16 protein-coding genes are annotated in these 23,715 nt (G+C 68.4%); 8 read left to right on the top strand and 8 right to left on the bottom strand.

The genetic code is table 11. The features are described 5' to 3' along the window. The first annotated feature begins 78 nt into the window (after positions 1-78). The 4 genes from ACF3M1_RS08980 to ACF3M1_RS08995 all read left to right on the top strand — a co-directional run bounded on the left by ACF3M1_RS08980 (position 79) and on the right by ACF3M1_RS08995 (position 5,488). Entirely contained in the window at positions 79-2,880 is a 2,802-nt protein-coding gene (locus tag ACF3M1_RS08980; RefSeq protein WP_393999899.1) for a Cache 3/Cache 2 fusion domain-containing protein, read from the top strand. Positions 2,881-2,970: 90 nt separating this feature from the next. Next, positions 2,971-3,840, top strand: a complete 870-nt coding sequence (locus ACF3M1_RS08985; RefSeq protein WP_393999901.1) for a CheR family methyltransferase — start codon at positions 2,971-2,973, stop codon at positions 3,838-3,840. After that, the gene (gene cheD, locus ACF3M1_RS08990; protein WP_393999903.1) at positions 3,837-4,433 is read left to right on the top strand and encodes a chemoreceptor glutamine deamidase CheD; all 597 of its coding nucleotides are present in this window, start codon (positions 3,837-3,839) and stop codon (positions 4,431-4,433) included. Before ACF3M1_RS08985 ends, cheD begins: the two co-directional genes overlap by 4 nt. After that, positions 4,430-5,488: a chemotaxis response regulator protein-glutamate methylesterase gene (locus ACF3M1_RS08995; RefSeq protein ID WP_393999905.1), complete on the top strand. Its 1,059-nt coding sequence runs from the start codon at positions 4,430-4,432 to the stop codon at positions 5,486-5,488. The genes cheD and ACF3M1_RS08995 overlap by 4 nt, the downstream gene beginning before the upstream one ends. A 213-nt stretch (positions 5,489-5,701) precedes the next feature. Here the strand turns inward: ACF3M1_RS08995 and acnB are convergent, their stop codons facing one another. The 3 genes from acnB to ACF3M1_RS09010 are packed head-to-tail and all read right to left on the bottom strand — an operon-like array spanning position 5,702 to position 8,980. After that, positions 5,702-8,293 carry a bifunctional aconitate hydratase 2/2-methylisocitrate dehydratase gene (gene acnB / locus ACF3M1_RS09000; protein WP_393999907.1) on the bottom strand — a complete coding sequence of 864 codons (2,592 nt, stop codon included), beginning with the start codon at positions 8,291-8,293 and terminating at the stop codon, positions 5,702-5,704. Positions 8,294-8,333: 40 nt separating this feature from the next. After that, complete coding sequence (locus ACF3M1_RS09005; RefSeq protein ID WP_393999909.1) at positions 8,334-8,735, bottom strand: type II toxin-antitoxin system VapC family toxin; 402 nt, start codon at positions 8,733-8,735, stop codon at positions 8,334-8,336. Then, positions 8,732-8,980, bottom strand: coding sequence for an AbrB/MazE/SpoVT family DNA-binding domain-containing protein (locus ACF3M1_RS09010; RefSeq protein WP_393999911.1), 249 nt, complete (start codon positions 8,978-8,980; stop codon positions 8,732-8,734). Before ACF3M1_RS09010 ends, ACF3M1_RS09005 begins: the two co-directional genes overlap by 4 nt. Before the next feature lie 266 nt (positions 8,981-9,246). Between ACF3M1_RS09010 and acnA the strand changes: the two genes are divergently transcribed. Then, positions 9,247-12,003, top strand: coding sequence for an aconitate hydratase AcnA (gene acnA, locus ACF3M1_RS09015; RefSeq protein WP_393999912.1), 2,757 nt, complete (start codon positions 9,247-9,249; stop codon positions 12,001-12,003). A gap of 117 nt (positions 12,004-12,120) precedes the next feature. On the opposite strand, the gene ACF3M1_RS09020 is transcribed toward acnA, so the two are convergent. Continuing rightward, positions 12,121-12,603, bottom strand: coding sequence for a nuclear transport factor 2 family protein (locus ACF3M1_RS09020; RefSeq protein WP_393999914.1), 483 nt, complete (start codon positions 12,601-12,603; stop codon positions 12,121-12,123). Between the two features lie 156 nt (positions 12,604-12,759). Here ACF3M1_RS09020 and ACF3M1_RS09025 point away from each other — a divergent pair, with 156 nt between their 5' ends. Then, a complete protein-coding gene (locus ACF3M1_RS09025; RefSeq protein ID WP_393999916.1) occupies positions 12,760-14,439 on the top strand; it encodes a long-chain fatty acid--CoA ligase in 1,680 nt (559 codons plus the stop codon). Between the two features lie 169 nt (positions 14,440-14,608). Beyond that, on the top strand, positions 14,609-15,493 hold the full coding sequence (locus ACF3M1_RS09030; RefSeq protein WP_393999918.1) for a crotonase/enoyl-CoA hydratase family protein: 885 nt from the start codon (positions 14,609-14,611) through the stop codon (positions 15,491-15,493). 12 nt (positions 15,494-15,505) lie between these two features. On the opposite strand, the gene ACF3M1_RS09035 is transcribed toward ACF3M1_RS09030, so the two are convergent. The 4 genes from ACF3M1_RS09035 to prfB form a co-directional block, all read right to left on the bottom strand. Continuing rightward, positions 15,506-17,683 carry an ATP-binding protein gene (locus ACF3M1_RS09035; RefSeq protein ID WP_393999920.1) on the bottom strand — a complete coding sequence of 726 codons (2,178 nt, stop codon included), beginning with the start codon at positions 17,681-17,683 and terminating at the stop codon, positions 15,506-15,508. Between the two features lie 10 nt (positions 17,684-17,693). Continuing rightward, entirely contained in the window at positions 17,694-18,749 is a 1,056-nt protein-coding gene (locus ACF3M1_RS09040; protein WP_393999921.1) for an HD domain-containing phosphohydrolase, read from the bottom strand. Between the two features lie 174 nt (positions 18,750-18,923). Next, complete coding sequence (lysS, locus tag ACF3M1_RS09045; RefSeq protein WP_393999922.1) at positions 18,924-20,444, bottom strand: lysine--tRNA ligase; 1,521 nt, start codon at positions 20,442-20,444, stop codon at positions 18,924-18,926. Between the two features lie 93 nt (positions 20,445-20,537). Then, positions 20,538-21,666, bottom strand: a protein-coding gene (gene prfB, locus ACF3M1_RS09050) for a peptide chain release factor 2 (RefSeq protein ID WP_394005226.1) whose coding sequence is annotated in 2 segments (ribosomal slippage) — positions 20,538-21,590 and positions 21,592-21,666 — 1,128 coding nt in all. Because the reading frame shifts where the segments join, the coding sequence is not laid out codon by codon here. 120 nt (positions 21,667-21,786) lie between these two features. Here prfB and ACF3M1_RS09055 point away from each other — a divergent pair. Continuing rightward, on the top strand, positions 21,787-23,712 hold the full coding sequence (locus ACF3M1_RS09055; RefSeq protein WP_393999924.1) for a diguanylate cyclase: 1,926 nt from the start codon (positions 21,787-21,789) through the stop codon (positions 23,710-23,712). The last annotated feature ends 3 nt before the right edge of the window (positions 23,713-23,715 follow it).

Consider the following 23,715-nt stretch of genomic DNA (forward strand, 5'->3'; position numbering starts at 1 on the left):
CATTTGGCTCAAGCTGCGCTTTCACGCGCCGCTAACAAGGGTGTCCACCCACCCGCCCATGCCGGGCAAGAGCGTTCCATGAACACACGTCTGCAACGCGCCACGATCGGGACCAAGCTTTCGGTCGCGGCCACCCTGGTCGCCGGCTTCTGCCTGCTGCTGCTCGCGATCCTCGTCTACCGTGATTCCGCTGCCGTCTACGAGCGTGAAGCGCGCCTGTCGCTGGCCGATACCGTCTCCACCGTCGGCGACAGCGTCGCGCTGTACGAGCGCACGCTGGCCGACAACACCGAACGTCTCGGCAGCGCCTTCGCCGCCCTGCTCCCGCCGGCGGCACCCGTTCTCGACCCCGCACGTGCCGTGCGCATCGGCGAACGCGACACGCCGCGTCTGGCCTTCGGCTCGCGCGTCGCCAACCTCGATTTCGACAGCGTCGACCGCTTCACCGAGAACACCGGCGCGGTGGCCACGATCTTCGCCCGCGACGGCGACGGCCTGGTGCGCGTGACCACCTCGCTGACCAACGATGCCGGCGAACGCGTCGTCGGCACCGCGCTCGACCCCGCACATCCCGCGCTCGCGCGCCTGCTGGCTGGCGAGTCGTACACCGGACGCGCGCGCCTGTTCGGTCGCGACTACATGACGCACTACCGGCCCCTGCGCGATGCCGCAGGCGACGTGGTCGGCAGCCTGTTCATCGGGCTCGACTACACCGACGGCCTCGCCGCCCTGACCTCGCGTCTGCGCGAGACCCGCATCGGCGACGACGGCTACATCCTGGTCGTGGAGCGCGGCGCGGAGGGCGCCACGCTGGTGTCCCATCCCGCGGGCACGACCGGCGACGTGCTGGCGCTGGCGCCGACGGCGCAGCGTGACGCGCTGGCGGCGCTGCTGGCCGGCGCCGACGGCGACGCCCGCCTCGCGCTGTCGGCCGACGGTACGGCCGAGCCTGCCGCAGCCGACGTGCACGCCATCGCGTTCGCGCCGTGGAACTGGGTGCTGCTGGCGGTCAAGCCGCGCCAGCATGCAGAAACCGCGCTCGCCGCGATGCGCTGGAAGATCGCCGGCATCTCCCTACTGGCGCTGGTCGTGCTGGTCGTCGCGCTCGTCGCCGCCAGCCGCCGGCTGGTGTCACGTCCGCTGGGCCGGGCCATCGCGATCGCCGACCGCGTCGCGGCCGGTGACCTGGACGCGGCCATCACCAGCAGCGGGCACGACGAGACCGCACAGCTGCTGCAGGCGCTCGCGCGCATGCAGGACGGGCTGCGACAGCGCGCCGAACGCGATCAGGCCATCGCCCGCGACAGCCTGCGCATCCGCACCGCACTCGACAGCGTGACCACCAACGTGATGATCGCCGACAGTGCGCGCGACATCATCTACGTCAACCGTCCGCTGCAGGAGATGCTGGCGGAGGCGCAGGAGGATCTGCGCCGCGATCTGCCCGACTTCGATGCCCGGTCGCTGGTCGGCACCAACATCGACGGCTTCCACAAGGCGCCCGAGCACCAGGCCGCGATGCTCGCGAAACTGCGCGACACCCACCGCGCACAGATCCGGGTGGGCGGACGCACGATGCGCCTGGTGATCAGCCCGATCGTCGATGCCGACGGCCGCTCCGAAGGCTTCGTCGTTGAGTGGGCGGATCGCACGGACGAGGTCTCGGTGGAGGCCGAAGTCTCGCGGATCGTGTCGGCGGCCGCGGCCGGCGACCTCAGCGGGCGCATCGCCACCGAAGGCAAGCAGGGCTTCCTGCTGCAGCTCGCCCACCAGCTCAACAGCCTGCTCGACGCGAATGCGAGCAGCCTGGATCAGGTGTCCGTGGTGTTGACCGCACTGGCCCAGGGCGACCTGACCGTGCGCATGGACGGCGCGTTCGAAGGCGTGTTCGCGAAGATGCGCGACGACGCCAACGCCACCGTCGCCCAGCTCACCAGCATCGTCGCGCGCATCCAGGACGCCTCGGGCGCCATCGGCACCGCATCGTCTGAGATCGCGTCCGGCAACAACGACCTGTCTCGCCGTACCGAACAGCAGGCCGCGAACCTGGAAGAAACCGCGGCTTCGATGGAGGAACTGACCTCCACCGTGCGCCAGAACGCCGACCACGCCCGCCAGGCCAACCAGTTGGCGATCGGCGCGGCCACGGTCGCCTCGCAGGGCGGTGACGTCGTTGGCCAGGTGGTGACCACGATGGCCGACATCGAGAAGTCCTCGCGCAGGATCGGCGACATCATCTCGGTCATCGACGGCATCGCGTTCCAGACCAACATCCTGGCGCTCAACGCGGCGGTCGAAGCCGCGCGTGCCGGCGAACAGGGCCGCGGCTTCGCGGTCGTCGCTTCGGAAGTGCGCACGCTCGCCCAGCGCAGCGCGCAGGCGGCGAAGGAGATCAAGGGCCTGATCGACGATTCGACCAGCAAGGTGTCCGACGGCGCGGCGCTGGCCGGCCAGGCGGGCAAGACCATGGGCGAGATCGTCGCCTCGGTACAGCGCGTGACCGACATCATGTCCGAGATCGCGGCCGCGTCGCAGGAGCAGGCGTCCGGCATCGACCAGGTCAACCAGACCATTACCCAGATGGACGAGACCACGCAGCAGAACGCCGCGCTGGTCGAGGAAGCCTCGGCCGCGGCGCGGGCGATGGAGGAACAGGCCGCCGCGCTCAGCGAGACCGTGGCGATCTTCCGGGTCCAGGCGCCCCAGGCGGCTGCACATGCCGTGGTGCGGACGGCACCGGCCCCGGCCCCGGCACGCCGGGCATCGCCCGCGGCGCCGGTGGCCACACGCCGGCCGACGCCACCGGCCAGGCGGCCTGCGGTCGTCAAGCCGGTGCCGGCGGCCGTCGATGCCCTCGAGGCCGAATGGGCCGAGTTCTGAACACGACGCCTTGAACCTCGCCCCGGCACGGTCAACTTTCCGCTGCCGGGGTCGATATCGCTGCAGATCCCCTGCCCGAGCCCCGGCCCCATGGCTGCGACCCTGCCCCACCCGCCGACCGCCAAGCGTGACTTCGCGTTCTCCGATCGCGATTTCCGCCGCGTGTGCCAGCTGATCCACGACCGGGCCGGCATCGCGCTGGTCGACAGCAAGCGCGACATGGTCTACGGCCGTCTGTCGCGCCGCCTGCGGGCGCTTGGCCTGACCGAGTTCGCGACGTACCTCGATCTGCTGGAACGCGACGGCAGCGGCGACGAGTGGCAGGCGTTCACCAACGCGCTGACCACCAACCTGACCGCGTTCTTCCGCGAACCGCATCATTTCGAGCATCTGCACACCCAGATGGCCGCTGCCGGCGCGTCGACACGTGCGCCGCTGGCGCTGTGGTCGTGCGCGGCGTCGACCGGCGAGGAGCCGTATTCGATCGCGATCACCGCCTGCGAGACCTTCGGCACGATGACGCCGCCGGTGCGCATCCTGGCGACCGACATCGACACCCAGGTGCTGACGACGGCCCAGCGCGGCGTCTATCCGCTCGAACGCGTCGCCGGGCTCGACATCGAGCGTCGCCGGCGGTTCTTCCAGCGCGGCACGGGCCCGAACGACGGCCAGTGCCGCGTGCATCCGGCGCTGCGCGCCCTGATCGACTTCCGTCCACTGAACCTGCTCGCGCCGCGCTACGACATCGGCGGGCCGTTCACGGCCGTGTTCTGCCGCAACGTGATGATCTATTTCGACAAGCCGACGCAACGCGCCATCCTCTCGCGCGTGGTGACCCACATGGACGCCGACAGCCTGCTCTATACCGGGCACTCGGAAAACTATCTGCATGCCGCCGATCTGATCCGGCCCTGCGGCCGTACGCTGTACCGGCGCAACCTGGGGACGGACGCGGCATGAGTCGCGCTGCGCTCAGCGACGACGTGCTGCGGTATCGCGACCCGCAGTTCAAGGTGCCGGCCGCCAAACTGCTGCCGACCCAGTACCTGGTAGTCGATGACGGCACGGCGCTGGTCACCGTGCTCGGTTCCTGCATCGCCGCCTGCGTGCGCGATCCGCTGCTCCAGCTCGGCGGCATGAACCACTTCATGCTGCCTGACGGCAACGTCGGCGACGGCGCGCCAGCGCGATACGGCAGCTACGCGATGGAACTGCTGATCAACGAGCTGCTCAAGCGCGGTGCGAGCCGCCGGCGGCTGGAGGCCAAGGTCTTCGGCGGCGCGAATGTGCTCAAGGGGTTCACCAGCAATCCGGTGGGCACGCGCAACGCCGAGTTCGTACTCGCCTACCTCGATGCCGAACAGATCCCGGTCGTCGCCGAGGACCTGCGTGGGATCCATCCGCGTAAGGTGTGGTTCTTCCCGCAGACCGGCAAGGTGATGGTCAACCGGTTGCCGCATGCACACGAGGCCGAAGTGCTGGCCGCCGAAACCGCGGTGCGCGCGCGTCTGTCGAAGACGCCGGTCAGCGGCGGCGTGGAACTGTTCGAATGAGCCGGTGCAAAGTGCTCGTGGTCGACGACTCGGCGGTCGTCCGCCAGCTGCTGAGCGAGATCCTCGCCCAGGATCCGGAGATCGAGGTCGTCGGCACGGCGGCCGATCCCCTGCTCGCCCGCGAGAAGATCAAGCGGCTCAACCCCGATGTGCTGACGCTCGACGTCGAGATGCCGCGGATGGACGGGCTTGCGTTTCTCGAGAACCTGATGCGGCTGCGGCCGATGCCGGTGGTGATGGTGTCGTCGCTGACCGAACGCGGCGCCGACATCACGCTGCAGGCACTGGCGCTGGGCGCGGTCGATTTCGTCACCAAGCCCAAGGCCGGCCTGGCCCAGGGCCTGGGTGAGTACGCCGGTGAGATCACGGCCAAGGTCAAGGCCGCGGCGCGGGCCCGTGTGCGTCCGTCCGGCGGCGCGGCGCGGCCTGTGGTCCGCCTCGATGCCGTGGCCGACTCGGGCCCGGTCGCCACCCGCTTCCGCACCACCGACCGGTTGATCGCGATCGGCGCGTCTGCCGGGGGCACCGAGGCGATCCGTGTCGTCCTGGAGCGCATGCCCCCCGATGCGCCTGCGATCGTGCTCACCCAGCACATCCCCGCGAGCTTCAGTCGCGCCTTCGTCGAGCGTCTGGACAAGCATTCGCCCATGCTGGTGCGTGAAGCGCGGGACGGCGAAATGATCCTGCCGGGACACGCCTATCTGCCGCCGGGCGATCATCACCTGCGCGTCGTGCGCGACGGTGCGCGCTGGCGCTGCCGTCTCGACGACGGTCCGCCGGTCAACCGGCACCGCCCTGCGGTCGATGTGCTGTTCCGTTCGGTCGCTCAGGCCGCGGGCAGCAACGCGGTCGCCGCGATCCTCACCGGCATGGGCGACGACGGCGCGCGCGGCCTGCTGGAACTGCGCCACGCAGGCGCGGCCACCCTCGCCCAGGACGAGGCCACCAGCGTGGTCTGGGGCATGCCGGGCGCGGCCGTGCGCCTGGGTGCCGCGCAGGAGGTGCTGGCCCTGGACGAGATCGCCGCGCGCCTGCTGGCCCTCGCCCGCGACTGAGCAGAGTCTGCGGATTCCGCGACACGCATCTGCGCGCGATCACACACAAAAAAGAAAAAGGCATCCGGTACGCCGGATGCCTTTTTGTCTGCGACCGCGCATCGCGACACTGATCCACGATGCGGCGCCTGGTCCGGTCACTGACCCGATGTCAGTGCGGACCATGGCGTGACGCCGGCTGCCTGCCGGGGCAGACATCCGGCAAGTGCAGCCTCAGGCCGCGGTCTTCTCGCCCGCGTCCACGTACTCCGAAATCTGGTCGAAGTTCATGTAGCGGTAGATCTCGTTCGCCGATGCATCGAGCACACCGATGTCGGCCATGTATTCGGCCTTGGTCGGAATGCGGCCCAGGCGCGAGCAGATCGCGGCGAGCTCCGCCGAACCCAGATACACGTTCGAATTACGGCCCAGACGGTTCGGGAAGTTACGGGTCGACGTGGAGAACACCGTCGCGCCTTCGCGCACCTGCGCCTGATTGCCCATGCACAGCGAGCAGCCCGGCATTTCCATGCGCGCACCGGCGGCGCCGAAGGTGCCGTAATGGCCTTCCTTGGTCAGCTCGGCAGCGTCCATCTTGGTCGGCGGCGCGACCCACAGCTTGGTCGGGATGTCGCGCTTGCCTTCGAGCAGCTTCGACGCGGCGCGGAAGTGGCCGATGTTGGTCATGCACGAACCGATGAACACTTCGTCGATGGCCGCACCCGCCACGTCGGACAGCGTCTTCACGTCGTCCGGATCGTTCGGGCACGCGACGATCGGCTCGTGCACGTCGGCCAGGTCGATCTCGATGACCGCGGCGTACTCGGCATCGGCGTCGCCCTTGAGCAGTTGCGGATCGGCGAGCCAGGCTTCCATCTTCTCGATGCGGCGCTGGATCGAACGGGCGTCGGCGTAGCCTTCGCTGATCATCCACTTCAGCATCACGATGTTCGACGTGATGTATTCGATGATCGGCGCCTTGTCGAGATGCACCGTGCAGCCGGCCGCAGAGCGCTCGGCCGAGGCGTCGGACAGTTCGAACGCCTGCTCGACCTTCAGATCCGGCAGGCCTTCGATCTCGAGAATGCGGCCGGAGAAGATGTTTTTTTTGCCCTGCTTGGCGACGGTCAGCAGACCGGCCTTGATCGCGTACAGCGGAATCGCGTTGACCAAGTCACGCAGGGTCACGCCGGGCTGCATCTTGCCCTTGAAGCGGACCAGCACCGATTCCGGCATGTCGAGCGGCATCACGCCGGTTGCCGCTGCGAACGCGACGAGACCCGAGCCCGCCGGGAACGAGATGCCGATCGGGAAGCGCGTGTGCGAGTCACCGCCGGTACCGACGGTGTCGGGCAGCAGCATGCGGTTGAGCCAGCTGTGGATGATGCCGTCGCCCGGACGCAGCGAGATGCCGCCGCGCGTGGAGATGAACTCCGGCAGCGTGTGATGCGTCTTGACGTCGACCGGCTTGGGATACGCCGCGGTGTGGCAGAACGACTGCATCACGAGATCGGCGCTGAAACCCAGGCACGCGAGGTCCTTGAGTTCGTCGCGCGTCATCGGGCCGGTGGTGTCCTGCGACCCCACGGACGTCATCTTCGGCTCGCAGTAGGTGCCCGGACGGACGCCCTGGCCTTCCGGCAGACCGATCGCACGGCCGACCATCTTCTGCGCCAGCGAGAAGCCCTTGCCGGTATTGACCGGCTGCTGCGGCAGGCGGAACAGTTCCAGCGTCGGCAGGCCCAGCGACTCGCGCGCCTTGGCGGTCAGGCCACGGCCGACGATCAGCGGAATGCGGCCACCGGCGCGCACTTCGTCGAACAGCACTTCGGACTTGACCTGGAATTCGGCGATCACATTGCCGTCCTTGATCGCCTTGCCGTCGTAGGGACGCAGTTCGATCACATCGCCCTGCTCCATCTGCGAGACGTCGAGTTCGATCGGCAGCGCGCCGGCGTCTTCCATCGTGTTGTAAAAGATCGGCGCGATCTTCGAACCCAGGCAGACGCCGCCGAAGCGCTTGTTCGGAATGAACGGAATGTCCTCGCCGGTCCACCACAGCACGCTGTTGGTCGCCGACTTGCGGCTCGAACCCGTGCCGACCACGTCACCGACGTAGGCGACCAGGTGGCCTTTCTCCTTGAGATCGCGGATGGCCTGGATCGGACCGCGCTTGCCGTCTTCTTCCGGCACGAAGGCCGCGCCTTCGCGCGCGTTCTTCAGCATCGCCAGCGCGTGCATCGGGATGTCGGGACGGGTGGTCGCGTCCGGCGCCGGTGACAGGTCGTCGGTGTTGGTCTCGCCCGGCACCTTGAACACCGTCAGCGTCATCGACGCCGGCACTTCCGGCTTGCCGGTGAACCACTCGGCATCGGCCCAGCTCTGGATCACGGCCTTGGCGTTGGCATTTCCAGCCTTGGACTTCTCCTCGACGTCGTGGAACGCGTCGAACACCAGCAGGGTGTGCTTGAGGGCTTCGGCCGCGATCGCGCCGACATCCGCATCGTCGAGCAGATCGACCAGCGGCTGCACGTTGTAGCCGCCGAGCATCGTGCCCAGCAGTTCGGTGGCGCGCGCGCGGGTGATCAGCGGGTTCGACTCGGTGCCGAACGCGATCGCGGCGAGGTACGAGGCCTTGACCTTGGCGGCGTCGTCGACGCCGGCCGGCACGCGGTGGGTCAGCAGATCGAGAAGAAACGCGTCCTCACCGGCCGGCGGATTCTTCAGCAGTTCGATGACGGCAGCGGTCTGCTGCGCATCGAGCGGCAGCGGTGGAATGCCCAGCGCTTCGCGCTCGGCAACGTGGTGGCGGTAGGCTTCCAACATGCGACAACTCCAGATTCGTGCGGTACCGGGATAACCGGTCTCAGGCCGACGGTACGATCAGCTTGAGACCCTTGAAATACGTGCGGAAGAACGCGTCGTCCCGCGTGATCAGGCCATTGCACTGCAACAGCGCATGCGCTCCGACCAGAAAGTCGCGCGACGGCCGGCCGGCGATGTCGCCGCGCTGCCAGGACCGGCGCTGCATCTCGCCGGCGCGCAATGCCGACTTGGCTTCGATCGCCGAGAAACGCACGCCCATGTCCTCGAGCACCGCCATCGTCTCGGCGCCGTCGGCCAGCGCGCCGCAGATCTCGGCCAGTGCGACATCGCAGACGACGACCGGACCGGCGCTCAAGTACTGGCGCAGGCAGGCCTCGGCGGCGTCCGCCTGCGGGCCGTCGGTCAGCAGATCGACCAGCACCGGCGCATCGACGGCGATCACCGGTTGGCGTCTCCGTCGTCGGCGCCCTGCCCGCGCACCGCGCGCATGGCCGCATCGGTGGACTCGAACCCTTCCAGCTTGAACCGGCCCCGGGCACGCGACACCGCATCGTCGACACTCTTGCGCAGCACGATGCGGCTGCCTTCGAGTTCGACTTTGAGGATGGTGCCCTTGCTCAACCCGAGCGCATCGCGCACGGCCTTGGGCAAGGTGATCTGGCCACGTTCGGCAACGGTCGCTTCCATGGGCGGGCTCCGATCAGGTATGCGTGAATTATACATACCTGACTGCGCATACTCCAGGCGGGCGCCGCACTTGGATCGACCGCTCTCGGCCCGCGATGGCGCGGGCGCGCGAACGGCGTGTGTCGCGCGTGATGACATCTCCGCCACGAGCCGCGGCCTACACTGCCGTTCTCGATACGCCTGGATCCCGGCGCGTCGACCCCGTTTCCGCGCGCCCTGACCCGCTTGCCGGGTCATCGCCAGCCACCCGCGACAGGAGCCTACGCATGACCGATTCCTTCTCCACCCACGCCGAACTCGACGTCGGCGGGCGCCGGCTCGCCTACGCCAGCCTGCCTGCCCTCGGCGGCCGCTTCGACATCGCGCGGTTGCCGTATTCGCTGAAGATCCTGCTGGAGAACCTGCTGCGCAACGAGGACGGCGAGAGCGTCACCGCCCGTCACATCGAAGCGGTGGCGACGTGGGATCCGAAGGCCCAGCCCGACACCGAGATCGCGTTCATGCCCGCGCGCGTGGTGCTGCAGGACTTCACCGGCGTGCCCTGCGTCGTCGACCTGGCCGCGATGCGCGACGCCGTGGTCAAGCTCGGCGGCCGCCCGGAGCAGATCAATCCGCTGATCCCGTCCGAACTGGTCATCGACCATTCGGTGCAGGTCGACGTCTTCGGACGCCCGGACGCGCTGGATCTCAACGGCAAGATCGAATTCGAGCGCAACAAGGAACGCTACGGCTTCCTGCGCTGGGGCCAGAAGGCGTTCGACAACTTCAAGGTGGTGCCGCCCAACACCGGCATCGTGCACCAGGTGAACCTGGAGAACCTCGCGCGCGTGGTGATGACGTCCGACCGCGACGGCACCGCCTGGGCCTATCCCGACACGGTGTTCGGCACCGATTCGCACACCACGATGATCAACGGCATCGGCGTGCTCGGCTGGGGCGTCGGCGGTATCGAAGCCGAGGCCGCGATGCTCGGTCAGCCGTCGTCGATGCTGATTCCGCAGGTCGTCGGCTTCAAGCTCAAGGGCCGCCTGCCGGAAGGCGCGACTGCGACCGATCTGGTGCTGACCGTCACCGAGATGCTGCGCAAGCACGGTGTCGTCGGCAAGTTCGTCGAGTTCTTCGGCGAGGGTCTGCAGCACCTGCCGCTGGCCGACCGCGCGACGATCGGCAATATGGCGCCGGAATACGGCGCGACCTGCGGCATCTTCCCGATCGACCAGGAATCGCTGAACTATCTGCGCCTGTCGGGCCGCAGCGAAGATCAGATCGCACTGGTCGAGGCCTACGCCAAGGCGCAGCAGCTGTGGCACGAACCCGGCGCGCCGGAAGCCGAGTACAGCAGCGTGCTGGAGCTCGACATGGCCGAGGTGCGCCCGTCGCTGGCCGGCCCGAAACGCCCGCAGGACCGCGTGCTGCTGGAGAAGGTGCAGCAGAACTTCCGCGACAACGTCGGTCCGCTGACCGCCAAGCGTGACGCTGCGGGCAGTGAGGATCCGCAGGTCGACCGCTTCGAGAAGGAAGGTGGCGGCCAGCCCCAGGCCGAGCGCCTCGCGGCGCGGCCGGTCTCGAAGATCACGCTCGACGATGGCGAGCACGAGCTGACCGACGGCTCGGTGGTCATCGCCGCGATCACCTCGTGCACGAACACCTCGAACCCGGCGGTGATGCTCGGCGCCGGCCTGCTCGCGCGCAATGCCGCGGCCAAGGGCCTGAAGGCGGCGCCGTGGGTCAAGACCTCACTCGGGCCGGGCTCGCTGGTGGTCACCGACTACCTCAAGAAAGCCGGCGTCATGGACGACCTCGAAGCCCTGGGCTTCTACGTGGTCGGTTACGGCTGCACCACCTGCATCGGCAACTCCGGCCCGCTGCCGGACGCGGTATCGAAGGGCATCACCGAGAACGATCTGGCCGTGGCCTCGGTGCTGTCGGGCAACCGCAACTTCGAAGGCCGCATCCACGGTGAGGTCAAGATGAATTACCTCGCCTCGCCGCCGCTGGTCGTCGCCTATGCGATCGCCGGTACGGTCGACATCGACCTGACGAATGATCCGCTGGGCAAGGACCAGGACGGCAACCCGGTGTATCTGCGCGACATCTGGCCGACGAACAAGGAGATCGGCGACTTCATCGCAAAGACCATCGGGCCGGAGATGTTCAAGAAGAACTACGCCGACGTGTTCAAGGGCGACACGCGCTGGAACACGATCGAATCGCCCGACGGCGATCTCTACGCGTGGGACGACGCCTCGACCTACATTAAGAACCCGCCGTATTTCGACGGCATGACGATGGACGTCGGCACGATCGACGACCTACGCGGCGCGCGCATCATGGGCCTGTTCGGCGATTCGATCACCACCGATCACATCTCGCCGGCCGGAAACATCAAGGGCGATTCACCGGCAGGCCGTTTCCTGCAGGAGCGCGGTGTGAAGCCGGCCGACTTCAACAGCTACGGCTCGCGCCGCGGCAACGACGACGTCATGGTGCGCGGCACGTTCGCCAACATCCGTATCAAGAACCTGTTCTTCGGTGGCGAGGAAGGCGGCAACACGCTTTACTTCGGCCAGGGCGAGCCGGAGAAGCTGGCGATCTACGACGCGGCGCAGAAGTACAAGGCCGACGGCGTGCCGCTGGTCGTGTTCGCCGGCAAGGAATACGGTACCGGCTCGTCGCGGGACTGGGCGGCCAAGGGCACCAACCTGCTCGGCATCCGCGCGGTCGTGGCCGAGAGTTTCGAGCGCATTCACCGCTCCAACCTCGTCGGCATGGGCGTGCTTCCGTGCCAGTTCAAGGATGGTGAAAACGCCCAGACGCACGGCCTGGACGGCTCGGAGACGATCGACATCACCGGGCTCGACGACGGCAAGGCGCGCACTGCGCGCGTCACTGCCACGCGCGCCAACGGCGAGACGGTGAGCTTCGACGTTGACGTTCTGTTGCTGACGCCCAAGGAGGTGGAGTACTTCCGCCACGGCGGTCTGCTGCACTACGTTCTGCGCCAGTTGGCCGCGAAGAAGTAGTAACGCCGCGTCTGCGAGCGCGGAAGCCCGGCCCGGCGCAACGCGCCGGGCGTTCGCGGCGCGGAATGCCCGACATCGCGCCGGGTCGTCCGGCACTCGAAGTGGTCGCCCGCCGGGCTAGCGACCCACGGGCTCCCAGTGCAGCGACAGCAACCGCCAGTCGTCGCCGCGGCGCCGCCAGGCGCTGTCGATACGGTAGGCCCGGGCGCTGTCGGGCAACGCCGCGCCCGAGCCCCCGGTAAGCACGACGGTCGTGCGCACGCTGGCCCGGTCGTCGCCCTGCAACTGCACGTCGAGCGGACCGGACGTCACGCCGACGCTTCTGTGACGGAGCATCGTGACGGTCGCCATCTGCCGCGCGCTGCGACGGTCCATGCCCTCGGGCCCGACGAACTCCTCGTCGATCAGCGCATGCAGCGCCGAGGCATCGCGCGACGCGATGTACTGCTGCATCTCCGCGACCGTGTCCCGCAACGCCTGCTCCGGCGCGGTGCGGGTACAGGCCGACGCCAGCATCGCCATCCCCAGCGCCAGCGCCCAGAGCCGCGCCTGGCGCCAGGCGGCGTTGCCCGGCCACACCCCGTTCCGATTGCTCGTCATCCGCATCGCGCCCGTATTCGAATCCACATGATTATCCATGCGCGGCGCCCGCCGAGGCGCCTTGCTACGCCGGGGGGGCTATGCTCCAATCGATCGACATTGTTCAGGCACGACACCGTTTCGAGTGGCGGCCTTCGATTTCAGGGAGAGGACTGCATGACCCAACACCGTCCGTGGCTGGCGAACTATCCGGCTGGCGTACCCGCGGAGATCGATCCCGAGGAATACCGCTCGGTTCCCGCCGTACTCGAAGAAGCGATCACGCGCTTCCGCGACCGGCCCGCGTTCTCCAACATGGGCCGGACGATCACCTACGCCGAGCTCGATGCGCGCAGCCGGGAATTCGCCCAGTACCTGCTCGGCGAGCTGAAGCTCAAGAAGGGTGATCGCGTTGCGATCATGATGCCCAACTGTCTGCAGTATCCGATTGCGATCTTCGGCGTGCTGCGTGCAGGCCTCACGGTCGTCAACACCAATCCGATGTACACCGCGCGCGAGCTGCGGCATCAGCTGGTGGACTCGGGCGCGGCGGCGATCCTGGTGCTCGACAACTTCGGCAAGACCGTCCAGGACGTGCTCGCCGACACCCAGATCAAGCAGGTCATCACCACCGGCCTGGGCGATCTGCTCGGGTTCCCCAAGGGACCGATCGTCAATTTCGTGCTCAAGCACGTCAAGAAGATGGTGCCCGAGTACAGCATCCACGGCGCCATCCGCTTCCGCGAGGCGCTGTCGCGCGGCACCAAGCACACGCTGCCGGAGGTGTCGATCACGCTCGACGACATCGCGTTCCTGCAGTACACAGGCGGCACCACCGGCGTGGCCAAGGGCGCGATGCTGACCCACCGCAACATGGTGGCGAACATGCAGCAGGCCTCGGCCTGGATCGGCACGAATGCCAAGCCCGGCGAGGAACTGATCGTCACCGCGCTGCCGCTGTATCACATCTTCGCGTTGACGGCGAACGGACTGGTCTTCATGAAGTTCGGCGGCCACAACCACCTGATCACCAACCCGCGCGACATGCCGGGCTTCGTCAAGGAGCTCAAGGGCATCCAGATGACGGCCATCACCGGCGTCAACACCCTGTTCAACGGCCTGCTCAACACGCCGGGCTTCGACGAGGTGGATTTCTCGCGCCTGCATCTGACGCTCGGTGGCGGCATGGCGGTGCAGCGCGCCGTTGCGGAGCGCTGGAAGACGGTCACCGGCACGACCCTGGTCGAGGCCTACGGCCTCACCGAGACCTCGCCGGCCGCCTGCATCAACCCGATGACACTCGCCGAGTACAACGGCGCCATCGGCCTGCCGGTGCCGTCGACCGAGGCCGCCGTCAAGGACGAGTCCGGCACCGAACTCCCGGTCGGCGAGGTCGGCGAGCTGTGCATCCGCGGTCCCCAGGTGATGAAGGGCTACTGGCAGCGTCCCGAGGACACCGCCGAGGCGATCGACGCCGACGGCTGGCTGCACACCGGCGACATGGCGAAGATGGATGCCGACGGCTTCTTCTACATCGTCGATCGCAAGAAGGACATGATCCTGGTCTCGGGCTTCAACGTGTATCCGAACGAGATCGAGGACGTGATCGCGATGATGCCGGGCGTGCTCGAGGTCGCCGCGATCGGCGTGCCCGACGACAAGTCCGGCGAGGCGGTCAAGGTGGTCATCGTGCGCAAGGATCCGTCGCTGACTGCGGACCAGGTCAAGGCCCATGCCCGCGAGAACCTCACGGGCTACAAGCACCCGCGCATCGTCGAATTCCGCGACGAATTGCCGAAGACCAATGTCGGCAAGATCCTGCGCCGTGAGCTTCGGGACGAGCCCGCAAAAGTGTGATATCCGTCCCAAAATAGCGTGATCCGCTTGGCATTCAGCCGGGAGCCCGCTGAAGTCCTTGCCCCTGTCGCCCGATGAGCGCATAGAAGCGCTCATCGGGCGCATTTGTATTCATGAGGGACCCTTCCGGGTGCCCGGCCGGCGGGGTCCCAGCGACAGGGGATTTCCAATGACCAATATCGAAAAGCTGCTCCGCATCCGTCCGTACCCGCACATGCGTGTCGAATCGGACCCCGCCAACCAGGTCCACTGGATGTACATGCACAGCCAGCTGGCAGCAGGCGATCGCCCCTGCTTCCGGCCGGGGCTGATGGACGACATGTGGAGCTTCCTCAACTCGATCACCCTGCGCGAGCACCAGCGCGAGCCGGGTCGGCTGCGCCACGTGGTGGTCGCCTCCGATGCCGACGCATTCAATCTGGGCGGTGATCTCGCACTGTTCGCCCAGCTGATCCGTGCCGGCGATCGCGAGCATCTGCTGTCCTATGCGCGCAAGTGCATCGACGGCGTCCACCACATCCACACCGGTCTCGGCGGCGACGTGCGGATGATCGCGCTGCTCCAGGGTGATGCTCTCGGCGGCGGCTTCGAGCTGGCCCTGTCCTGCCAGACCATCGTCGCCGAGGAAGGTGTGCAGATGGGGCTGCCGGAAGTGCTGTTCGGCCTCTTCCCGGGCATGGGCGCGTATTCGTTCCTGAGCAAGCGCGTGGCTCCGCAGCTCGCGGAGCGGATCATCCTGGAGGGCAACCTGTTCACCAGCGAAGAGATGCACGCGATGGGCGTGGTCGACGTGCTGGTGCCCAAGGGCCAGGGCGAAGCCGCGGTCGAGGACCTGATCCGCCGGCAGCAGCGCGCACCGCATGCGCACATCGCCCTCAATGCGGTGCGCGGCATCTCGCAGCCGGTGGGTTACGACGAGCTGATGGGCATCACCGAGGTCTGGGTGGACACCGCGCTGGCCCTGGGCGACCGCTCGCTGCGGACGATGGACCGCATCGTCAAGGCGCAGACACGCCGGAGCTACACCACCAAGCCGGATGCCGTCGCACTCTGACGGCCTCCAGGCTCAGGGCTCCCCTCCCCGGTCGCGCGCGGTACCCGACAGTCCGCGCGCATCCAGGGCCGCTCGACCGATCACGAACTGTTCGTGCAGCGTCTGCAGACGCTGCCGCCAGTCGCGTCGCAACTGCCATTCGGCGACGCGCATGAGATCACCGCTGGTCGCGGCCAGCTGCATCAGGCCCATGTTGCTCGCCACGCCCTTGAGGGCGTGTGCGTGGTCACGCATGGCCGCCCAGTGCTCCGCCACGCCCGTCTCTTCGATCCCGCGCAGGCAGCCGCCGGCATCGTCGAGACACTGGCCCAGGAACCGGGTGACGAAATCATCGCCCAGGCCCAGTGTCGCCAGCTCGTCGAGCACTTCGGTGTCGAGCACGCCGTCGCGCACCGGCGCAGGCGCCGCGAACAGCGGTTCGGGCTCGCTCGACGTCCGCACGCCGGGCGTCGCGATATCACCCAGCAAGTCGAGCAGCTTGGCCGCCACCACCGGCTTGGCCAGGAACGCGTAGGCGCCGGCCTTGCGGCAGTTGGCGATGGATTCCGGCGTGACGTCGGCGCTGAGCACGATCACCGGCGTCCGTGGTGCACCGGCCTGCATGGCCCGCATCTCGCGCAGCATGTCGAGCCCGCTCATGCCCGGCATGTGCAGGTCGACGACGATCGCGTCGTGGTCCTCGGATGCCATGACGTCGAGCACCGCCTCGGCGCCGGTCACGCTGGTCACGCCGTGCCCGGCCTTCTGCAGCAGACGCTCGAGCACCATGCGATTGGCGGCGTGATCGTCGGCGATCAACACGCGCATGCTGCGCACGCGCAGCCGATGGCGCATGAAGGGGTCGCTGAAGGCGATGACGTTGACCGGGCGCTGATCGGCCGCGGCCTCGGCGTGGGCGCCCGGTGCGGGGGCCTCGGCCGACACGTCGCCGGCATCGGCCAGCGCGAACGGCAGCTCCACCCAGAACCGGCTGCCCATGTGTTCGGTGCTCTCGAAGCCGATGCTCCCGCCCATCGCTTCGGTCAGACGCTTGGCGATGCTGGTGCCCAGCCCGGTGCCGCCGAAGCCGCGCGCCAAGGTGGTGTCCACCTGCTCGAACGCCTCGAACAGCCGCGCACGCGCCGAATCCGGAATGCCGATGCCGGTATCGCTGACGGTGAACTTCAGCCGCACGCGATCCGGCGCCGTGTCGACACAGCGGACGTCGATGAGCACGGAGCCGTGGTGGGTGAACTTGACCGCATTGCCGACCAGGTTGGTCAGCACCTGGCTCAGATGGGCCGGGTCGCCGCGCAGCAGGTCCGGCACGTCTTCGGCGACGCTCGAGGCGTAGGCGAGCCGTTTGGCCCGGGCGCCGGGCTGCAGGATCAGGTCGACGCCCCGCACCACCTCGCGCAACGAGAACGGATGTTCAGCCACCCTGAACTTCCCCGCCTCGATGGCGGAGATGTCGAGCACGTCCTCCACCAGCGCCAGCAGGCTGCCGGTCGAGGCGCGGATCGTCGCGAGGTACTCGCGCTGCTCGGGATCGAGACGGGTGGTCGCCAACAGCTCGGACACGCCGGCCAGCCCGTTGAGCGGCGTGCGGAATTCGTGGCTCATGTTCGCGAGGAACCGGCTCTTCGCTTCGCTGGCGCGCGTCGCCACCTCGGTCGCTCGGGTGAGCGCGCGCAGCAGGCCGGACAGGTAGAGCGGAATGGCCACGAGCCCGATCAGCAGGCCGATGCCCAGGCTCAGGTTCGCGTGCCAGTACGGCGTCAGCAGCAGGACGCTGCCGAAACTCAAGGCCGCCATGCTCATCGCCGCGTACAGATAGCGCGTGCCGAAGCGCAGGCCGTTGCCCACGGTGACCCACAGGATCAGCACGTAGACCCAGCCGATCGGCCCGCCCATCACGGTCATCGCCGCGCCCATCAGGCCGTAGTCGGACAGCATGCCGACGACCCGCCGCGGATGCGACGCACCCGGCCGGGCGAGAATCCACCCGACGATCCCGGCGCCAATGCTGAAGCCGGCGATCACCATCGCCATGACCTGTTCGTAGGCCTGCGGCCGCGTGCCGGTTCCGTCCGTCCACAGCAGGAACAGCAGGACGACGAACAACAGGGCGAGGCGGATCAGCGCCTGTCCGTGTTCGCTGTCCGGACGTCCCGACAGCCGGCGTCCCAGCCAGGCCATGGCAGCGTTCATCCCAGGCGACTCACTGCAGCGGTCCGACCGGCCTGCCGCCGAAGCGGGCACAGATCTCGTGCAGGCGGTCGACGTTGGCGAGCATGGCCTCGACGCAGCGCGGGTCGAAATGGCGGCCGCTGTTTTCGCCGATGTAGGCCAGCGCCTCGTCGATCGACCAGGCACGCTTGTACGGCCGCTGCGACATCAGCGCGTCGAACACGTCGGCGATCGCGACGATGCGCGCCTCCAGCGGGATCTGCTCGCCCGCCAGCCCGTCGGGGTAGCCGCTGCCGTCGTAGCGCTCCTGGTGCCGCAGCGCGATCAGCGCGCTGAGCTGGATGAAGCGGTTCTGGCTGTTGCTGAGCAGGTCGTAGCCGATCTGCGGATGCTGGCGCATGACCGCGGTTTCCTCGGCGGTCAGCGGGCCGGGCTTCATGAGGATCGCGTCGGGAATCGCGATCTTGCCGATGTCGTGCAGCGGCGCGGCCAGCTCGATCATCCGCACCTCGTCCTCGAACAGCCCCATCGCGTCGGCAACCATGCCGGCCACGGCAGCAACCCGTTCGAGATTGGCGCTGGTGCTGGCATCGCGGAACGCGATCGCGCGGGCCAGACGGGTGAGCGTCTCGCGCTCGCGCTCTTCCACCTCGTGCATGCTGCGCAGCAGACGCTGCTCGAGCGACAGCGCCCGCTGCTTCACCGATTCGGACTGCTGGCGCAGCTGCAGCAGGTTGCGGCAACGCGCCCGCAGCTCGCGCGGACGCACCGGCTTGACCAGGAAATCGATGACACCCACATCGAGCGCCGCCTGGCGCACGGGCTCGTCGCCGACCACGGTCACCAGCACGATCGGCACGTCGCGGTGCAGCAGCGGGCGCCGGAAGCGGCGCGCGAACTCCAGGCCGTCGACGACCGGCATGCGGTAGTCGAGCAACAGGAGATCCGGGCGGTTGTCGTCGCACCAGCGCAGCGCGATCTCGGGATCGCCGAAGTCGAAGACCTCGAGCTCGGGACTGATGTCCTCGAGGATATGCCGCAGCATGGTCCGTGCGGACGTCTGATCATCGACGATGACGATGTTCATGCGCTGTCGCTTCCTCGTTTTCCCCCGTCAATCCGCATCATCGCGGTCGAGCCGGACCCGACGCAAGCGCGGGGCCGGATAGCTGGGGCCCCGGTCACGTTCCTGAAGCCACGGCGCGGACTGCGCCAACCGGCCAGGTGGCGGATGTACGCCGCCCTCCCAGCCCGGATGCGATCAGTTCTCGCCCTGCGGCCGCATGTACGGGAACAGCAGGACGTCGCGGATCGACGCCGAGCCGGTCAGCAGCATGACCAGGCGGTCGATGCCGATGCCCAGGCCGCCGGTCGGCGGCAGGCCCACTTCGAGCGCGCGGATGTAGTCGGCGTCGTAGTGCATCGCCTCGTCGTCACCGCCATCGCGGGCGTCGACCTGGGCGCGGAAACGCGCGGCCTGGTCTTCGGGATCGTTGAGCTCGGAGAAGCCGTTGGCGATCTCCTTGCCGCCGATGAAGAGTTCGAAGCGGTCGGTGATGCCGGCCTCACTGTCGGACTCGCGCGCCAGCGGCGAGACCTCGACCGGGTAATGGGTGATGAAGGTCGGCTGGATCAGGCCGGTCTCGACGGTCTTCTCGAAGATCTCCAGCAGCAGCTTGCCCCAGCCGTAGCCGGCCTTCACGTGCACGCCGAGGCGCGCGCAATGCCCGGCCAGCGCCTTACGGTCACGGCAGTCGGCCAAGCTGATCTCCGGGTTGAGTTCGCGCACCGCTTCTTCGAGCTTCCAGCGCCGGAACGCCGGGCCGACATCGATCGCGTTGCCGTCCCATTCCAGTGCCGTGGTGCCGACCGCCTGCACCGCGACATCGCGGATCAGGGTCTCGGTCAGATCCATGACCTCTTCGTAGGCGACGTAGGCCTCGTAGAGCTCGAGCATCGTGAACTCGGGATTGTGCCGCGTCGACACGCCCTCGTTGCGGAAGTTGCGATTGATCTCGTAGACGCGCTCGAAGCCGCCGACGACCAGACGCTTGAGGTACAGCTCGGGCGCGACGCGCAGGAACAGATCGAGATCCAGCGCGTTGTGGTGCGTGGTGAACGGCTTGGCCGCGGCGCCGCCGGCGATGTAATGCATCATCGGCGTCTCGACTTCGAGGAAGTCGCGCGTGTCGAGCCACTGGCGGATCGCGCCGATGATGCGCGAGCGCTTGACGAACACCGCGCGCGCGTCGGGCGAGACGATCAGGTCGACGTAGCGCTGGCGGTAGCGCTGCTCCACGTCGCTCAGGCCGTGCCACTTGTCCGGCAGCGGGCGCAGCGATTTGGTCAGCAGGCGCAGCGAGGACGCCTTGACCGACAGTTCGCCGGTCTTGGTGCGCATCAGCGTGCCTTCGGCCGCGACGATGTCGCCGACATCCCAGCCCTTGAACGCGTCGTAGCGTTCGCCGAGCGTGGCCGACTGCAGGAACAGCTGGATGCGGCCACTGACGTCCTGGACCGTCGCGAACGCGGCCTTGCCCATGATCCGCTTGGCCATCAGGCGTCCGGCGATGGCGACCTGCACGCCCTCGGCCTCCAGCGCTTCGCCGGTCCAGCGCTCGGCATCGCCGTGCGAACTCTGCAGCGCACCGGCTTCGTCGCGGCGGCGGAAGTCGTTCGGAAACGCCAGGCCCTGCCCGCGCAGTGCGGCCAGTTTGGCGCGACGCTCGGCGATCAGGGCGTTCTCGTCGGCGGGCGTCTGCGGTGCGGGGGCGTCGGTCATGGCTGCGGTTCGTTCGTGTGCGAAGGGGAAATCACGCGCGACCGGAGCGGCCGGTCGCGCTGGGCCGGCGCGGCGCGTCGGCGGATGGATCGATCAGACAGCGTCGGTGCGCTTGGAACCCGCCGCCAGGCCCGATTTCAGGCTGGCCTCGACGAACTCGTCGAGATCGCCGTCGAGCACCTTCTGCGTGTCGCTGCGCTCGACGCCCGTGCGCAGATCCTTGATCCGGCTCTGGTCGAGCACGTAATTGCGGATCTGGCTGCCCCAGCCGATGTCGGACTTGGTGGCTTCGAGCGCGTCCTTCTCGACGTTGCGCTTCTGCACTTCCAGCTCGTAGAGCTTGGCGGCCAGCATCTTCATCGCGGTGTCGCGGTTCTGGTGCTGGCTGCGGCCGGTCTGACAGGCGACGACGGTGTTGGTCGGGATGTGCGTGATGCGCACCGCCGACTCGGTCTTGTTGACGTGCTGGCCACCGGCGCCGGACGAGCGGTACACGTCGGTGCGCAGATCGGCCGGATTGATGTCGATCTCGATGTTGTCGTCGACTTCCGGCGAGACGAACACCGAGGTGAAGCTGGTATGGCGGCGGTTGTCGGAGTCGAACGGCGACTTGCGCACCAGGCGGTGCACGCCGATCTCGGTCTTCAGCCAGCCGTAGGCGAACTCGCCCTCAACGCGCACGGTCGCCGACTTGATGCCCGCGACTTCGCCGCCGGAGACCTCCATCAGCTCGGTTTTCCAGCCGCGGTTCTCGGCCCAGCGCAGGTACATGCGCAGCATCATTTCGGCCCAGTCCTGGGCCTCGGTGCCACCGGCGCCGGCCTGGATGTCGACGAAGCAGTTCGCCGAGTCCAGCTCACCGGAGAACATGCGCTGGAATTCCAGCTTCTCGACGTCCGCGGCGAAGCCCTCGACGTCGTCGACGACCGCCTGCGCGGTGTCCTCGTCCTGTTCGGATTCGGCGAGCTCCAGAAGCTCGTTCGCGCCGTCCAGACCTTCGGTCAGGCTGCGGATGCCGTTGACGGTCTTGTCGAGCGTCGAGCGCTCACGGCCCAGCGCCTGCGCGCGCTCGGGGTCGTTCCAGACATTCGGGTCTTCGAGCTCGCGCTCGACTTCTTCCAGACGCTCGCGACGGGCGTCGTAGTCAAAGATACCCCCTCAGCGCATCCAGCCGACCCTTGAGGTCGACGATGCGCTGACGCACGGGATTGAGTTCGATCATGGACATCGGATCCAGCGGAAAACCGCGGATTCTACCAGCCTGCCGGGCATCGGTCGCTGCCGCGCGGCATCGGGGATAGACTGCGCGGTTGCCGGCAGGGGGTCGGCGGAGGAGCCGGATTTGGGGAAGCATCGCAACCGCTTCGGTGGACCGTCCGTCTTGCTGGCGGCTTCGCTGCTGTGCGCATCGGCGGCGGCCGCGCCGCTGGCGGTCGTGCCCGGACAGAGCGTCGACGACGCGATCGGCCGCTGCTTCGAGCTGCGCGACCGCGCACCCGCGGAGGCGATCGCCCTGGTGCGCACCACGCTGGCGTCGCCCGGCGTTGCGCCCGACGACGAGATCAAGCTGCAGGCCTGCCTCGCCCGTGCCGCGGCGCTGGCCGGGCGCACCGACGACGTGGTCGCCACCGTCGACCGGATCGAGGCCCTGCTGCTGGCGGAACCGCGGCCACCGGAGTTCACGCTGCGCGCGCTCTCCAACGCCGGCGCCGCCCTGCACACGATCGGCCACATTCCACGCGCGCTCGAGCTCTACCGGCGCGCCTTCGAAGCCGCGCAGGCCGGCGAATCGAACCTGGCCCAGGTCAAGATGCTGATCAACGTCGGCAGCATCCAGAGCGAGCACCTGGATGCCTACGAGCTGGCCGAGCGCACCTTCGCCCAGGCCCAGCAGGTCGCCGACGCCAGCGGGATCGCCGATCCCCTGCTCGCCTACAACCGCGGCACGAACCTGTTGCGCCTGGGCCGACCCGAGGAGGCGCGCCTGCAGTTCGACGCGGCGCTGGCCTCCGGGCAGGTAGCGCCGGACACGGTGCTGACGCGACGCGTGCAGGCCGAGCAGTTGGCGCTCGCGCGGGCCGCCGATGCGCCCGCGCGCCTTGAGGCGCTGGCCGACGCCCAGCACGCCGACGATCCATCGGGCGCGGCCATCACCCGCGTGCGCATGTCCCAGCTCGCACTGGCGGACGGACGCGCGGACGCCGCCGGTGCGCACGCCGACGCCGCCATCGCCCTGGCCGCGGCCGGCGCCTTCGCGCGCGAGCGACGCGACGCGCTGCGGGCGCGGGTCGAGGCGCTGCACGCGTCCGGCGACCTGGACGCCGCGTTCGCGGCGCTCGAACAGTTGAACGCGGAGGAACGCGACGCGCTGCGTCGCCAGAACCTCGGCGCGCTGGCCGAGCTGCAGGCCCGGCTCGAGGATGGACGCAGCGCGGTGGAGCTCGAACGGCTGCGCGAAACGCAGCGCATCGACGTCATCAACGCGCGCCACGCCCGCACGCTCCGCGACGTCGGCGCCGCGGCGCTGTTGCTGCTCGTACTGCTGGCACTCGCGTTCGCGCTGTACCAGCGGCGCATCAGCCGGCGGCTGCAGCGCCTGAGCGCGACCGACAGCCTGACCGGCCTGCTCAACCGGCGCGCGGCGACGGACGCGATGCAGGCGCTGTCCGCGCCGTCCTCGCCGACGCTGCGCCACGTCGCCTTTCTCGCCGACGTGGACCACTTCAAGCGCAGCAACGACCTGCACGGCCACGGTGTGGGCGATGCGCTTCTGGTGGAAATCGCACGGCGGTTCGAAGCCTCGTGCCGTCCCGGCGATCTGGTCGCCCGCTGGGGCGGCGAGGAATTCCTGATCATCGGCACCGCGCTCGACCGGAGCCAGGCCGCCGCCGTCGCCGAGCGCCTGCGCCGCGCGATCGCCGACCGCCCGGTGATGGCCGGTGGCGTCTCGATTCCGCTGACGGTGTCGATCGGCTTCGCCTGCCGACCGGAGCCACCGGCGCGCGATGCCTGGCGCGATGCGATCGACCTCGCCGACCACGCCCTGTACGCGGCCAAGCGCAGCGGCCGTGACGCCTGGACCGGTGCGTGGTTCGACGATGCGACCGACCTGCCGGGCATCGTGCGCGACCCGGCGGCCGCGGCAGCCGACGGTCGGCTGCACGCGATCGCGAGCCGTCAGCCGATCCTGTGGAGCGACACGCGGCTGCGCCGTGCCGGCGACGGAACGCCCGCGTCAGGCGACGGACGCGATGCGTCCGCGACCTGACGC

The sequence above is a fragment of the Luteimonas sp. WGS1318 genome (assembly GCF_043187535.1).
Classification (GTDB): domain Bacteria; phylum Pseudomonadota; class Gammaproteobacteria; order Xanthomonadales; family Xanthomonadaceae; genus Luteimonas.

Bases quoted from the DNA above. Each gene is read 5' to 3' on its own strand.
- ACF3M1_RS08980 (WP_393999899.1), top strand. From the start codon at position 79: ATGAACACACGTCTGCAACGCGCCACGATCGGGACCAAGCTTTCGGTC.
- ACF3M1_RS08985 (WP_393999901.1), top strand. From the start codon at position 2,971: ATGGCTGCGACCCTGCCCCACCCGCCGACCGCCAAGCGTGACTTCGCG.
- cheD (WP_393999903.1), top strand. From the start codon at position 3,837: ATGAGTCGCGCTGCGCTCAGCGACGACGTGCTGCGGTATCGCGACCCG.
- ACF3M1_RS08995 (WP_393999905.1), top strand. From the start codon at position 4,430: ATGAGCCGGTGCAAAGTGCTCGTGGTCGACGACTCGGCGGTCGTCCGC.
- acnB (WP_393999907.1), bottom strand. From the start codon at position 8,293: ATGTTGGAAGCCTACCGCCACCACGTTGCCGAGCGCGAAGCGCTGGGC.
- ACF3M1_RS09010 (WP_393999911.1), bottom strand. From the start codon at position 8,980: ATGGAAGCGACCGTTGCCGAACGTGGCCAGATCACCTTGCCCAAGGCC.
- acnA (WP_393999912.1), top strand. From the start codon at position 9,247: ATGACCGATTCCTTCTCCACCCACGCCGAACTCGACGTCGGCGGGCGC.
- ACF3M1_RS09020 (WP_393999914.1), bottom strand. From the start codon at position 12,603: ATGACGAGCAATCGGAACGGGGTGTGGCCGGGCAACGCCGCCTGGCGC.
- ACF3M1_RS09025 (WP_393999916.1), top strand. From the start codon at position 12,760: ATGACCCAACACCGTCCGTGGCTGGCGAACTATCCGGCTGGCGTACCC.
- ACF3M1_RS09030 (WP_393999918.1), top strand. From the start codon at position 14,609: ATGACCAATATCGAAAAGCTGCTCCGCATCCGTCCGTACCCGCACATG.
- ACF3M1_RS09035 (WP_393999920.1), bottom strand. From the start codon at position 17,683: ATGAACGCTGCCATGGCCTGGCTGGGACGCCGGCTGTCGGGACGTCCG.
- ACF3M1_RS09040 (WP_393999921.1), bottom strand. From the start codon at position 18,749: ATGAACATCGTCATCGTCGATGATCAGACGTCCGCACGGACCATGCTG.
- lysS (WP_393999922.1), bottom strand. From the start codon at position 20,444: ATGACCGACGCCCCCGCACCGCAGACGCCCGCCGACGAGAACGCCCTG.